The 14,203-nt window shown below is 64.8% G+C and carries 12 protein-coding genes; 7 read left to right on the top strand and 5 right to left on the bottom strand.

Going from position 1 to position 14,203, the window contains the following annotated elements; genetic code table 11:
- Window positions 1–2 precede the first annotated feature (2 nt).
- Window positions 3–1,814: an acyl-CoA dehydrogenase family protein gene (locus KIT10_14210; GenBank protein ID MCW5900415.1), complete on the top strand. Its 1,812-nt coding sequence runs from the start codon at window positions 3–5 to the stop codon at window positions 1,812–1,814.
- A gap of 137 nt (window positions 1,815–1,951) precedes the next feature.
- Here KIT10_14210 and KIT10_14205 read toward each other — a convergent pair whose 3' ends face one another.
- Complete coding sequence (locus KIT10_14205) at window positions 1,952–2,359, bottom strand: hypothetical protein (GenBank protein ID MCW5900414.1); 408 nt, start codon at window positions 2,357–2,359, stop codon at window positions 1,952–1,954.
- 100 nt (window positions 2,360–2,459) lie between these two features.
- Here KIT10_14205 and KIT10_14200 point away from each other — a divergent pair, with 100 nt between their 5' ends.
- The 6 genes from KIT10_14200 to KIT10_14175 are packed head-to-tail and all read left to right on the top strand — an operon-like array spanning window position 2,460 to window position 7,885.
- Window positions 2,460–3,638, top strand: a complete 1,179-nt coding sequence (locus KIT10_14200) for a hypothetical protein (GenBank protein MCW5900413.1) — start codon at window positions 2,460–2,462, stop codon at window positions 3,636–3,638.
- Window positions 3,638–4,279, top strand: coding sequence for an O-methyltransferase (locus KIT10_14195; GenBank protein MCW5900412.1), 642 nt, complete (start codon window positions 3,638–3,640; stop codon window positions 4,277–4,279). Before KIT10_14200 ends, KIT10_14195 begins: the two co-directional genes overlap by 1 nt.
- Window positions 4,280–4,326: 47 nt before the next feature.
- Window positions 4,327–4,713, top strand: a complete 387-nt coding sequence (locus KIT10_14190) for a TerB family tellurite resistance protein (protein ID MCW5900411.1) — start codon at window positions 4,327–4,329, stop codon at window positions 4,711–4,713.
- 33 nt (window positions 4,714–4,746) lie between these two features.
- Window positions 4,747–5,775, top strand: a complete 1,029-nt coding sequence (locus KIT10_14185; protein MCW5900410.1) for a threonine aldolase — start codon at window positions 4,747–4,749, stop codon at window positions 5,773–5,775.
- A complete protein-coding gene (locus tag KIT10_14180) occupies window positions 5,772–6,155 on the top strand; it encodes a hypothetical protein (protein ID MCW5900409.1) in 384 nt (127 codons plus the stop codon). The genes KIT10_14185 and KIT10_14180 overlap by 4 nt, the downstream gene beginning before the upstream one ends.
- Entirely contained in the window at window positions 6,152–7,885 is a 1,734-nt protein-coding gene (locus KIT10_14175; protein MCW5900408.1) for a sensor histidine kinase, read from the top strand. Before KIT10_14180 ends, KIT10_14175 begins: the two co-directional genes overlap by 4 nt.
- On the opposite strand, the gene KIT10_14170 is transcribed toward KIT10_14175, so the two are convergent.
- The 4 genes from KIT10_14170 to KIT10_14155 are packed head-to-tail and all read right to left on the bottom strand — an operon-like array spanning window position 7,882 to window position 14,078.
- Window positions 7,882–9,216, bottom strand: a complete 1,335-nt coding sequence (locus tag KIT10_14170; protein ID MCW5900407.1) for a TolC family protein — start codon at window positions 9,214–9,216, stop codon at window positions 7,882–7,884. The genes KIT10_14175 and KIT10_14170 overlap by 4 nt on opposite strands.
- On the bottom strand, window positions 9,188–12,346 hold the full coding sequence (locus KIT10_14165) for an efflux RND transporter permease subunit (protein MCW5900406.1): 3,159 nt from the start codon (window positions 12,344–12,346) through the stop codon (window positions 9,188–9,190). Before KIT10_14165 ends, KIT10_14170 begins: the two co-directional genes overlap by 29 nt.
- Window positions 12,343–13,485 (bottom strand): HlyD family efflux transporter periplasmic adaptor subunit, encoded by a 1,143-nt coding sequence (locus tag KIT10_14160; protein MCW5900405.1) that lies wholly within the window; start codon window positions 13,483–13,485, stop codon window positions 12,343–12,345. The genes KIT10_14165 and KIT10_14160 overlap by 4 nt, the downstream gene beginning before the upstream one ends.
- Window positions 13,482–14,078, bottom strand: coding sequence for a TetR/AcrR family transcriptional regulator (locus KIT10_14155; protein MCW5900404.1), 597 nt, complete (start codon window positions 14,076–14,078; stop codon window positions 13,482–13,484). The genes KIT10_14160 and KIT10_14155 overlap by 4 nt, the downstream gene beginning before the upstream one ends.
- Between the last annotated feature and the right edge of the window lie 125 nt (window positions 14,079–14,203).

Genomic DNA, 14,203 nt, shown 5'->3' with positions numbered 1-14,203 from the left:
CCATGAGCACTGAGATCAAATCCAAAGCATTGCAGGGCGGCGAATTCCTGATCCGCGAGAGCGACCCTCAGGACATCTTCATCCCCGAGGAATTCAACGAGGAGCAGCGCATGATCGCACAGAGTTCGCAGGAGTTCCTGGAGCAGCACGTGTGGCCCAACCTGGACCGCATCGATGCGCTGGAGGAAGGGCTGATGCCGAGCCTGCTGGACAAGGCCGGTGAGCTGGGGCTGCTGGGCATCAGCGTGCCCGAGGAGTACGGTGGTTTCGGCAAGGACTTCCTGACCAACATGCTGGTGACGGAGATCACCGGCGCGGGGCACAGCTTCAGCGTGGCGATCGCGGCGCACACGGGGATCGGTACGCTGCCCACGCTGTACTACGGCACACCCGAGCAAAGGCAGAAGTATGTGCCGAAGATGGCCAGCGGAGAATGGAAGGCCTGCTATTGCCTCACCGAGCCCGGCAGCGGCAGCGATGCCAACAGCGGAAAGACGAAGGCGGTGCTGAGCGACGATGGCAAGCACTACATCCTGAACGGCCAGAAGATGTGGATCACCAACGGTGGTTTCGCGGACATCTTCACGGTGTTCGCCAAGATCACCGACCCGAAGACCGGCGAGGCGGACAAGAACCTGACGGCCTTCATCGTGGAAAAGGGTTTCGGCGGTATCACGCTGAACCCCGAGGAGAAGAAGATGGGCATCAAGGGCAGCAGCACGCGCCAGGTCTTCTTCAACGACTGCAAGGTGCCGGTGGAGAACCTGCTGGGCGGGCGCGGCAACGGTTTCAAGATCGCAGTGAACATCCTGAACGTGGGCCGCATCAAGCTGGCCGGTGCAGCGCTTGGCGGTGCGAAGAAGAGCGTGGACATCGCCGTGCAGTATGCCAACGAGCGCCACCAGTTCGGCAAGCCGATCGCGAGCTTCGGTGCGATCCAGCAGAAGCTGGCCGACATGGCCACCTACTGCTACGCCACCGAAAGCGCGACCTACCGTTGCAGCAACGACATGGAGAAGGCGATCGAGCAGCTGAAGTCGGAAGGTGCCGACCACGCGACCGCGCTGCTGAAAGGTGTGGAGCAGTACGCTGCGGAAGCGGCCATCCTGAAGGTGGTGGGCAGCGAATGCCTGGACTTCGTGGTGGACGAGGCGGTGCAGATCCACGGCGGCATGGGCTACAGCGCTGAGAGCGCCATTGAGCGTGCATACCGCGACAGCCGCATCAACCGGATCTTCGAGGGCACCAACGAGATCAACCGCCTGCTGACGGTGGACATGCTGCTGAAGCGCGCCATGAAAGGCCAGTTGGACCTGATGGGTCCTGCGAAGGCCGTGGCCGGCGAGTTGCTGGGCATCCCTGACTTCGCCGAGCCGGACGAGAGCCTCTTGGCCGCCGAGCAGGGCTATGTGAAGAACTTCAAGAAGGCCGTGCTGATGACCGCCGGTGGTGCCGCGCAGAAACTCGGCCTCGCCCTGGGCGACGAGCAGGAGATCGTGATGCACATCGCCGACATGGTGATAGAGACCTACATGGCTGAGAGCACCCTGCTGCGCACGCAGAAACTGGTGAGCATGAAAGGTGAAGCCGCATGCGCCGAGCAGATCGCGATGACGCAGCTCTACATCAACGACGCCGCCGACCGCATCCACAAGAGCTGCAAGGAGGCCGTGAACTCCTTCGCCGAGGGCGACGAGCGCATGGCGATGCTGATGGGTGCCAAGCGCTTCACCAAGACGCAGCCGCTGAACACGACCAAGGCGCGTCGCGTGGTGGCGAAGAAGATGATCGAGGCGGGGAAGCTGCCGTACTGATCGTCCTACACAGAGGCACAAGGACACAAAGAGCGCGGAGGATGACATCCTCCGCGCTCTTTCGCGTGTGGGTCCTTGGTTACGAAGGTGGTGTGGCCCTGTGTCCTCCGCGCCTTTGTGCCTCTGTGGTCTTCCACTCAGAGTTTCTTGATCTCCCGCTCCGTCACCCACTTGCTCTTGTAGAGCTTGTTGTCGTACTGGATGTGGTACTTGTTCTCGCCCACTTCGATCACCGTGGCGGGCGCGGGCACCATGCCGTACTCCACCTCCACGCGGTCGCCCACCTTGAACTTGGTGAGGGGCGAGGCGGGTGCCGGTGTCGCAGCGGTCTTGAAGCCACGCAGGCGGTCCCTGCCCACCCATTCGTTCCAGCTTTCGTCCCAGCCATCGTAGGTGATGAAGTACTTGTCGCCATCGACCTTGAGGATCTTGCCTTTGTACCAGGCGCCGCTGGATTCGATCTCCACGGTCTCGTTCACTTTCTGGGCGCTGGCGGCGGTGGCCGTGCACAGCGCGATGATCAAAAGGAGTGCGGATGCTTTCATGCGTAAGAGATGTTGAAATGGGAACGCGCGGGCCGACGAAGACCGTGCCAAGGTAGGGCGGGCAGCAGAACGGAAATGGCCTCCGTCTTACCTTCACCTCATGCGCTGGTCCATCGTTCCCGCATTGTCCATCGCCTTGCCGCTCGCCGGCCAATGGTGGATGCCCATGGCGGATTTCCCAGGCACGGCCCGCGACGATGCGGCCGTCTTCCATTCGTACGACAAGATCTACGTGGGCACCGGCATGGAGGTGGGCTGGGGTCTCACCAACGATTGGTACGCCTACTCCATGGCCACGGAAGAGTGGGAACCCGTGGCGCCCCTGCCAGCGGGTCCGCGCCAGTACTGCAGCGGTTTCAAACTGGGCGATGAGCGCGGCTACCTCTTCGGCGGGCTGGACGACAACGGCCCGCTCAGTGAATTGTGGCGCTACGACCCCTTGACGGATACCTGGACCCAACGCGCATCGCTGCCCGCAGCGGGCCGCTATGCCGCATCGGTGATCACCACCTGGGACCACGCCTACGTCTGCGGCGGCATGCTGGCCAATGGCGAACCGACCAACGAGGTCTGGCGCTACGACCACGCCTCCAACACCTGGTCGCCACGCGCGCCCATGCCCGGACCACCGCGCCACCGCGCGGCCGTCGTGGACAACGTGGTGGCCGGCGGCGCCGATGCCGACTTCAACGCCTTGGGTGATGTCCATGCCTACAACTTCCTCGCCGACACCTGGACGCCAAGTCCGGACCTGCCGGAGCCACGTTTCGGTGCCGCATCTGCGGAGCACATGCTCCTCTGCGGCGCCAGCGCTTTGGATGAATTCCACAACACGGTCTTCAGCCGCGACTGGATCACCGGCGAATGGAACAGCTGGCCCATCCCACCCTTCCCCGGCGGGCCGCGCAAGGGCGGTGTCGCCTCCACACAGGGCTACCTCATGGACATCGGCATCCTCTTCTATGGCTTGGGCATCAATGGGCAGGATCGCTACAAGGACTGGTGGATGCTGGTGTATGGCACCGGCGTAGCGGAAACCACGGCGCAGCAGCTTCGTGTCTACCCGAACCCGGCCAGCGCCAACCTCCACCTCCTGCTGCCCGACCATTGGCCAGGGGTGGTCTATCGCATCCTGGACACCACCGGCCGCGAAGTGATGGCCGGCCATTATGTCGCAGGGGGCGGCATCGGCATCGAAAGCCTCGCACCGGGCCGCTATGCGATCGACCTGGAACAGGACGGCGATCGCCTCCGCGCCTCCTTCATCAAACTCCCCTGATGGACTTCCTCGACCCTGCGCTGGAACGCTACGCGGCCTCGCGGACCGAGCCCGAGCCGGAACACCTCAGTGCCCTGGCCGCCGAGACACGCGCCGATGTGCCCATGCCCCAGATGCTGAGCGGCCACTTGCAAGGGCGGCTTCTCAGTCTGTTCAGCGGACTGCTGGCGCCGAAGCTGGTGCTGGACATCGGCACCTACACCGGTTACAGCGCGCTCTGCCTGGCGGAAGGATTGGCCGAAGGTGGCACGGTGCACACCATCGATGTGGATGACGGCCACACCCCCATGGTACGCCGCTACATCGAGAAGGCCGGACTCACCGAAAGAGTGGTCCCGCATATCGGTCCCGCCACCGATGTGATCCCCTGGATCGAGGGCGTCTTCGACCTGGTCTTCATCGATGCCGACAAGGAGAGTTACCTGCGCTACTTCGACCTGGTGGTGGACCGTGTGCGGCCCGGCGGATTGATCATCGCCGACAATGTGTTGTGGAGCGGCAAGGTGCTGCTGCCGAAGAAGGCGCAAGACGCCGAGACGCGGGCGCTGGCCGCTTACGCCGCGCAGGTGGCGAAAGACCCCCGTGTGGACAGCCTTCTGCTTCCGCTGCGCGATGGCCTGCTGGTGAGCCGGCGGAAATGACCATCGTCAGGGCCGTATCTTCGGTGCACGCCCAACTTCACCGCACCATGGAAGCGCAACTGTTCTACAAGGAATTGGGCCGCCTGCTCTATGCCATCGCAGCGGCCGACGGCAAGGTGAGCGACAAGGAGGTGGCCACGCTCAAACGCATCGTCTCGGAGGAACTCGTGCCCCAGGAGGCGAGCACCGACCACTTCGGCACTGACCAGGCCTACATCACCGAGTTCGAGTTCGATGTGCTCGCCGATCGCGGCGCTTCCGTGGAGGGCGCCTTCGATTCCTTCATCGCCTACATGGCGCGCCACAGGAACGATCTGGACCCCGAGCGCAAGGAGCTGATCTACCGCGCGGCCGACGCCGTGGCCAACGCCTTCCACGGCGTGAACAAGGCCGAACTGCCCCTGCTCATCGAGCTGCGCAAGCACCTGCACTGAGCCGCATGCCCCGCCTATCTTCGGGCGCTTCCGATGGACATCATCGACCTGCGCTCCGATACGGTCACACGCCCCACCCCCGCCATGCGCGACGCCATGCTGCGCGCCGAGGTGGGCGATGATGTCTTCGGTGAGGACCCCACCGTCAACGCGTTGGAGGAACATGCCGCCGACCTCTTCGGCCATGACGCCGCGCTGTTCTGCCCCAGTGGCACCATGACGAACCAGATCGCGATGAATGTGCACACACGACCGGGCGACGAAGTGCTGTGCGAGGAGGGTGCGCACGTGTACCGCTATGAAGGTGGCGGGATGATGGCCAACAGCGGCTGCAGCGTGAAGCACCTGCCCGCGGACAGGGGGCGTTTCACGGCGGAGGATGTCATCGCGGCCGTGAACGACCGAAACGCCGCCTATCTCGCCCACAGCCGCTTGGTGGTGATCGAGAACACGGTGAACCGGGGCGGCGGTGCCATTTGGGACATCGCGGAAGTGGAGCGCATCCGTGCGGCCTGCGACGCGAACGGCCTGTCGCTGCACCTGGATGGCGCGCGACTGTTCAACGCCATGGCGGTGGACGGATCCTCGCCGCGGCGCTGGGGCGGTCTCTGCCCGAGCATCTCCATCTGCCTGAGCAAGGGACTGGGCGCACCGGTGGGCAGCTTGCTCACGGGTGGTGCCGCCTTCATCCATCAGGCGCGGCGTGTGCGCAAGCGCTTCGGTGGCGGCATGCGGCAGGCCGGCATTCTCGCGGCGGCGGGCCTCTTCGCCTTGCGGCACCAAGTGGAACGCCTGAAGGACGATCATGCGCGGGCGCAACGCCTGGGTGGGGCCATCGCGGGCATGCCTTGGTGCGCGCGTCTGATGCCCGTGGACACCAATATCATCATCTACGACCTCACCGCCGGCCACGATGCCCGGTCGCAGGTGGCCGCCTTGGAGAAGCTTGGCCTGCGTTGCTTCGCCATCGGGCCTTCACAGGTGCGCATGGTCACCCACCTGGAGGTGGACGATGCGGCGATCGATCGCGCCATCGGCATCCTCGGTACCTTGCACGCATGAATCGTCTTCTGCTCATCCCCATCGTGATCACCCTGGCCGCGTGCGCCCCCAAGGCCTACGTGTTCAAGGGCGTGCATGAGGGCGTGGAGGTCTCCTACCGCTGGGCGCACCCCACCGGCAAACCCAGCGAACTATTGCTGAAACTGGTGAACACCGCACAGGAGGACAAACGCCTGGAGCTGGTGATCGACCTTTACTACCAGGGCCGCACCGTGGAATCGTTGAGCGCGGACACCTGCATCCGGGTGGGACAGACGCTCAATGGCAAGCTCAACGGCATCTATTTCATTCCGGAGCGGCTCACCACCGAACAGATCAAGAGCAACGACAGCGCGGTGGAGCTGACCCACACGCGGATCGTGGGCGACGTGTGCCGATGAAGCGGGATCCACGGACCGACAGGCGCCTGCTGGCGGCCATGGGGGCGTTGCTCCTGCTGGGCCTCGTGCTGGTGGCGCTGATGGCCCGTGTCGATGCCGAACGCCGTCGCGCCGATGCCCTCAATGCCCTGGAACAGGCCGATCGCCTCACGCGTGTGCGCATCGATGCCTTCATCATGGAAGTGGCCGAGGACCTGCGCGAGGAGACCCAGGCCATGGCCGGTTGGCAGGAACATGATGTGGCCGGGCTGGTGGGCCGGTGGCGGCCGTTGATGGACACGCACTGGCCCATCGTTTCGATCGCCGTGGCCGACGAACTGGGCAACGAACACACCCTGCTGCGCCAGGATGAAGGACTCCTCTACCGCCATGTCTCCGAAGGGTCGCGGAAAGTGGGGCCCACGGTATGCCGGGTGAACGGTCCCTCGGAAGCCCTTGTCATCGGCAAGTGCGACACGCTCACCGGATCGCGAGACCCCCGCACGCGCACCTCGTTCAGCAAGGCGCTGGAGAATTCTGGCGACAGTCCCGTGTGGCATCTGGCCGGCGAACCCGAAGATCCCGGGGTTCGGCTGAAGGCGGCCCAGCTCTTCCGCGATCCACGTGAGGACCGGCCATTCCGCATCCTGACGATGAAGGTCGATCTGGCGCGTTCGCGCTGGCTCGATGCCTGGCCCACACCGATCAGCAGGCACGGCTCCATCCTTCTGGATGGCGACGGACATGTGCTCAACCTCGCCGAAGGCGGTGAAGTGACGCGGCTGCGTGAGGCCGGACTGGCCGCCACATCGGCATGGCGTGCGGACAAGACACGAAGCACCTTTGAGTTCACCGTGCAGGGTGCGCGCCACTTGGCAGCGGTGGGCCCCTACCAGCTCAATGGAGAAACACTTTTCATCGTCACCGTGCTTGATATCTCCGGCACCGCGGGATCGAGCGGGATGGGTGTGGGCCTGGTGACGATGGCCGTGCTGCTCCTGATCGTGGCCGGACTCCTGGCCGCGCTCTGGCTCGGCAGGCAGCGCGAAGAAGAGACACTCCGGCGGCAGGCGTACCGCAGCCGTACGCAGGAGAAACGCCTCGCCAAGGCCCTGGGCGAACGCGAAGTGCTCAACCGCGAAGTGCACCACCGCGTGAAGAACAACCTGCAGGTGGTCAGCAGCCTGTTGAATCTCCAGGCCGCTCGTCTGGACGATGGGCCCATACGCGACGAGTTCCTGCGCGGCAAACGGCGCATCGACCTCATGGCGCTGGTGCATCACAAGCTTTATGGACTGCAGGACCTGCGCCGTGTTGACATGGAGCAGTTCATCAATGACCTGATGCGGGAGTTGTCCAACACCTTCAAGCCGGCGAGCGGCACCGTGAGCCACGAGGTGCGCTGCGCGGAGATCCGCTGCGACCAGGACACGGCGATCAACCTGGGCATCATGCTCTGCGAACTGGTGGGCAACGCCTATATGCACGCCTTCCCCTATGCCACCGGCGGACATATCGAGATCCAGGTGCAGCTCGTCGAAGGCGATCTGCACCGCCTGATCGTGAGGGACAACGGCAAGGGCCTGCAGCCGGGCCATGCCGATGGTCCTGGCAAGCTGGGCCTGGAGATCGTGGAAGCGCTCGCCGACCAGTTGGACGGATCCTTCCACATGCGCACCAACGGAGGCACCACCTTCGAGGTGGTCTTCCGCATTCCGCGAGAACCCCAGCCGGAGATCGAAGAGGTCTAATCGGCCGCGCCCAGCGCGTCCAACAGGCCACCACTGGCCTGCAGAAGCAGCATCTCCGCCACCTTGGTATCGAAACCGGCCACCACGGCCTGCCGCTCGGCATTGGCCAGGTCCAACTGCGCCTGGCGGAACTGCAATCCCGTGAGCTGGCCGGCGTAGAAAAGCTCACTGGTGCGCTCGAAGTTGATGCGGGCGGTCTCCACGGCCTGTCCCTGGATGCGGTACACCTTGCGCTGTGCGGCCCAGGCGGTGAAGGCGTTGCGCACGTCACGCTCCACCTGCAAGCGCGCCTGCTCACCGGCCAGCGCCGCGTTCTCGGCGCGCAGCTTCGCGCTCTCCACGCGGGTGCGCACCCGGCCTCCGTCGAACAAGGGCACACTCGCGGTGAGGCCCGCGTTGAGACCCCGGTTGTAAGTGCCCAGGATGATGCCCACTTCGTTCTGCTGGTCCGTGATGCCGTAGCCCGCGTTCAGATCGAGCCGCGGCCACAGCACGCTCTTCGCCTGCCGCGCTTCCACCTGCGCCACACGCTCCGCCCGGAGAGCCATCTGCAATTCCACATTGCGCGACAGGGCCTCGGACACCAGGCGCTCCTGGTCCAACCCGTCGGCGAAGGACACGGCCCGCGCCACATGCAGCGCCGATACGGGCGACCGGCCCAACAGCACGTTCAGGTCATGGCCTGTGCGTTGGAGCCGCTGTGTGGACAAAACGAAGCTGGCGCTGTCGGCCCGCAGGTCCACCAGGGCGTTCAGCACCTCCAGCCGGCCGGCGCCACCGAGCGCCGCGCGATCCTCCAGACGTTGGTAGCGGTCCTGCGAGATCTCCAGCAGGCGTTGCGTGATGGCCACGTCCTCCGACAGACCGGCCAAGGCGAAATACAAGGCCACCACCGCGCCCACGGTTCCCTCCACCTGGGCGCGCGTGCGCAGGTCCGCCAACTCGGCGTCGATGCGGGCGCGCTCCAGGGCGTAGTACGACCCCATGCCGTCGAAGAGCGTCCAGGTCAGCCCGAGTGTGCCACTGAGCAGGGTGTTCTCCACCCCTTCGCGCTCCACATCGGGGATGCCCTCGATGAAGTCGAGCCGGGTGTACTGGTTGGACCAAGTGCCGCGTCCGCTGAGGTCGATGCGCGGCAGCAGGCCCGCGTTGCCGGCCGTGGCGAAGCGTTCGGCGATGGCCGCCTCGTTGCGCGCCATGCGGATGCCGTGTTCGTTCGCCAGTGCCAACGCCACGGCGTCCACCAGGGAAAGGGTGTCCTGCGCCATCGCCGGGGGCGCCATGCACAGCATCGCGATCGTCTCAGCCGCGCGTTTCTTCCAGGCGTTCATAGGGCAGTTCCTTGATGGCGGGTTCGAGCTCCTCGGGTGTGGCCGTGCGCATGTTCCAAAGGCGGAAGACACCACGGCGCAGGTCGTTCATCGCGGTGATGCAAACGGGCAGCACCACCAGCGTGACGAAGGTGGCGAGCATGAGACCATAGGCCACGGAGATGGCCATGGGGATGATGAACTGCGCCTGGAAGGTGCGGTTGAAGATGAGCGGCAGCAGGCCGGCCACGGTGGTGAGCGTGGTGAGCAGGATGGGACGGAGGCGCGAGCGGGCCGCGGTGACAAGCGCTTCACGGAAGGTCATACCCTCCTTGAGGTTGCCGTTGAAGGTGGTGAGCAGCACCAACGAGTCGTTCACCATCACGCCGATGAGTGCCACGATGCCGAAGAAACTGAAGAGGCTCATCTGCACACCGTGGATCCAATGGCCCCAGCCCACGCCGATCAAGGCGAATGGAATGCCCAGCACGATCATCACCATCTGCCAGAAGGAGCGCAGCGCGAAGACCATGATGGCGAACATGATCAGCAGGGTGATGGGCAGGATGCGCTGCGCCGACTCGCCCACCTTCCGACTCTGCTCGCCCTGGCCCTCGAAACTGTAACGGATCTCGGGGTACCTGGCCAGGATCGGCGGCAACACCTCGCTGCGGATCAGCGCCTGCGCATCGGTGCTGCTGAGGTTGGCCCCGGCCATGTCAGCCTCCACGCGCACTTCGCGGCGGCCATCGAGGTGGTTGATCGCCCGGATGCCGCGCTCGATGTGGTAGGTGGCCAGTTCGCTCAAGGGGATGGCCCGGCCATCCGGAGTGCGGATGCGCATGTCCTCCAGGTCGCGCAGCGAGGCGCGTCCCTCCTCACCCAACCGCACCCACACCTTGATCTCGTCCTCGCCCCGCTGCACGCGCTGCGCCTCCTGTCCGAAGAAGCCCTGACGCACCTGCTGCATCACCTCGGCCGTGGTGAGTCCCAGCATGTGGGCCTTCTGCTTCAGCCGCAAGACCACTTCGCGGTCGCCGGGCTTGTCGCTGTCCACCACATCGCGCAGGATCGGCAGACGTTCCATCTCGGTGCGCAACTCCGCCTTGGCAGCGTTGAGCTGCACCAGATCATGGCCGCGCAACGATACCGAAACCGGCTTGCCGAACGGACTGCGCAGGCCGAACGACACGTTGGTCGCACCCGGAATGTTCCCCACCCGTTCGCGGATCATGTTGGTGACCACCTCGGAGCGCATGTTGCGCCGCTCGCCGTCGAGCAGCACGATATTGAGGAAGCCTTGCTCCGGCCGCGGGCCCAATGTCCGCTGGATGCGCAGCACGAGTTGCAGGCTGTCTTCGCGCTGCGCGCTCAACTCCTTGTTCACGGCCCAGGCGAGCGCCTCGATGCGGTCCAGCTCGGCGTTCACGATGTGCTCGCGCGTGCCGGCCACCATCTCCAGTTCCACCTGCACGTCGTCGCGTTCGATCACCGGGAAGAAGGTGGTCTTGATCGTGCCCGCGCCTATGGCGCCCACGGTGACCGCGAGGAAGAAGAAGCCGATGCCGATGGTGAGCATGCGGTTGGCCAATGCCCATTCCAGGAAGGGTCCGTAGACCTTGTCGCGCAGCCGGGTCATGCCGCCGTCCATGAAGGCCTCCAGGCGGTTCTTGCGGCCCCGGTGCAGACCCTTGCTGTGCGCCACGTGCGCGGGCAGGATGATCCCGCCTTCCAGGAGCGAGAAGGCCAGGGTGGCAATGACCACGAAGGCGAGTGCCGGAGCGAACTCGCCCAGCCGGCCCTCGAGGTAGAAGAAGGTGCTGAAGGCGGCCACCGTGGTGAGCACAGCGCTGATCACCGCGGTGATGACCTTCTGAGTGCCCACGATGGCGGCTTCCACCGGCGGCAGGCCCTTCTCGTACTCCTGGTAGATGCTTTCGCAGATCACGATGCCATCGTCCACCAGGATGCCCACCACCAGGATCATCCCGAAGAGGCTGAGCACGTTGATGGTGATGAAGCCGGGCGAGAGGATGAACATGCCGGCGAAAGCGACCGGTATGCTGAGCGCCACCCAGAAGGCCAGTCGCAGGTTGAGGAAAAGCGCGAGCAGGATGAGCACCAGGAAGAAGCCCTGCAGGCCGTTCTTGGTGAGCATGTCGATGCGTTGGCGGAGCACGATGGTGCTGTCCTGCACGAGCACGGCGCGCAGCGCGGTGTTGCGCGTGTTGTACTCCTCCATGTAGGCGCGCGTCTTGTCGGCGATGCCGAGGATGTCCTCGCTCACCGTGCTGCTGACGCCCACCACCACGGCGGGCTTGCCATTGATGTAGCTGCGCGCAGGATCGTCGGCCCAGGTGTCGCGCACGTTGGCCACATCGCCCAGCCGCACGATGCGTCCGTCCGGTGCGGACACCAAGGGTATGCCGCGCAAACCCTCGGCCACGTTGCGCCGGTCGCGCACGCGGATCAGCAGTTCCTCGTCGCTGGTCTTCACCTTTCCCCCGGTGAGTTCCAGGTTGGCGGCGCGCACCATGGCGGCGGCCTGTGAGAAGGTGAGTCCGTAGGCGCGCAACGACTCCTCGCGGAAGGCCACCTCGATCTCCTCCTCGGGAAAACCGGTGAGGGTGACCTTGCTGATGCCCTCGATGCTGCGCAGGTCCTGCTCCACACGGCGCGCTGCGTGCTTCAGGACGGCGAGGTCGGCGACGCCATCGGCGACGATCGCGAAGCTGAAGGCCGGCTGCAGGTTCTCCAGCTTGAAGGTGCGGATGGGTTCCATGCCCTCGGGCAGCTGGGGTATGCGGTCCACCGCGTTCTTCACGTCCTGCAACAGCACATCGGTGTCGTAGCCCTTGATGGCGTCCACAGTGATCAGCCCGCCGTTCTCCTGGCTCACGCTGCTGATGCGCTCGATGCCGGTGATGCCCTTGATGTCGTTCTCGATGCGCAGCACCACGCCTTCCTCCACCTCTTCCGGTGCGGCGCCCGGGAAGATGATGCGCACCTGCACCTGGCGGCTCTCCACCTCGGGGAAAAAGCTCGATCGGGTGTTCTTCAGTCCGAAGAAGCCGAAGATGAGGATGAGCACCATCAGGGTGTCCACCGTCACCGGGTAGCGTATGAACCAGCCGACGAAGGAGCGCATCATGGCCGTGCGGGTTCTCCGTTGCCGATGGCCGCCACACGCATGCCCTCGTAGGCCGCGCTGAGGCGGTCGGTCACCACCACATCCTCATCCTGCAGGCCGCGCACGATGGCCAGCTCCACGCCCTGGTGCAGCACCTCCACGGGCGCTTTGCGCAGCAGCGAGTCGCGCACGATGTAGAGCGTGGCATCGGGCAGCAGCGCATGGCGCGGCACGGATACCGCAGCGTCCAACGCACCGGCCTCGATGGTGCCGCTCATGTACATGCCGTCGCGCGATCCATCACCGCCCACTTGGGCGAAAAGCTTCACTGTCTGGGTGGCGGGATCGATCTGTTCGCCCAAACGGATGATGCGGCCGGTCCAAACGCCGGGACCTTCTGTGCTGGAGAGGCGCAGCGTATCCCCCACGCGTATGAAGTGCAGCTCACTCGCCGCGATGGCCGTTTCCAGTTCCAGGGAGCCCGGTGCGATGTACTCGCCCAGCCTTGTGCCCGGCGTGACGATGGTGCCCGGCTCGGCGAATGCGGCGACGACCACGCCATCGAACGGAGCCGTGATCACATACTTCGCCAGCCTTTCGTAGAGCGCCCGAATGCCGTAGTACTGGTCCAGCACACCGCGGCCCGCGAGGTAGTTGCGCTCCTGCTCGTTGTCCATGGCGGGAAGTGGCGGCAGTTGGCCATCCACCGGTACGCTCCTCAGGTAGGCCTCCCACTTGGCGGCCACGGCGGGCAGGTCGTACTTCAGGTCGGGCACCAACTGCACCAGCGTGCGCAGGAAGGCGCTCTGCTGGGCGTTCACCTGGGCGCGCACCTCGCCGTCGTCGATCCGCAGCAGCACCTCGCCTTGGCGGAAGGTGTAGCCCTCTCGGAAGGGTCTGCCATTGTTGCGCAACGTGCCACCCACCTCGGCGTTGATGAGCATGCGGCCCGTGGCGCGCAGCCGGCCGGTGATGGGGATACGGAGCCCGACGGGCCCGTTCTTCGCCTTGATCGTGCGTACCGCCAGCGCCTCCACCGCGTCGGCTCGGCGTTCGGGCGACTTGCGGCTCGCGCCCAGCTTGTTGCAGGTGACCACGCCACCCACCACGAGCAGCAGGCCCAGCACCACGGTGATCCTTCTCTTCAAAAGGTCATTCATGCGCGTATGGATCGGATGATGAGCTCGGCCACCAGCGTGCTGCGCTCCTGTAGGAATTGTTTGAAAGCTTTCTGGTCCATGCCACCCACGTGCTTGATGACCGGGCTGGCCACATGAGGGAACTGGCACCAGGCCATGATGTTCACCATCAGTTGCCGCGGATCGATAGCGATGATCTCGCCGCGCTCCTGGGCCGCCATCACCTGCTGGAAGAAGATCTGGCGCGCGCCCTTGCCCAGGTCCACCAGCTTCAACAGGTGCTGGGGGTCGCGTTGCAATTCGTTCAGCAGGAAATGCGGGAAGAGCGGCTCGCGCTCGATGGCGGTGTGGAAGGCCAGCACAAAGGCCCTGATGTTGTCGAACAGGGGCCTGTCCCGGGTGAGTTCCTCCCACACGCCCTGCATGCCATGCTTGCCGCACACGCAAAAGACCTCCTCGAACAGCTGTTGCTTGTTGCGGAAGTAGTAGTGCAGCAGCGCCTTGTTGATCCCGGCCTCATCGGCCACCTCCTGCATGCGCGTGCCCATCATGCCCTTGCGCAGGAACACGCTGCGGGCGGCATCCAGGATACGTTCCTCGGTGGTTGTTTCCATGGCCATGGGCGGGCGGCGGTGCAAGTTTAACCATTTGGTTAATCCGGTGATCGATCATCCCGGGATCGTATAGAAATGATACCGAATGGTCAGGCATCCATGGTCGCTGCTCAACGCGAATACCT

It is taken from the genome of Flavobacteriales bacterium (assembly GCA_026129465.1).
Lineage (GTDB): Bacteria > Bacteroidota > Bacteroidia > Flavobacteriales_F > PHOS-HE28 > PHOS-HE28.
The sequence above is the reverse complement of the archived record's forward strand: the minus strand, read 5'-3'. Positions and strand labels throughout refer to the sequence as shown.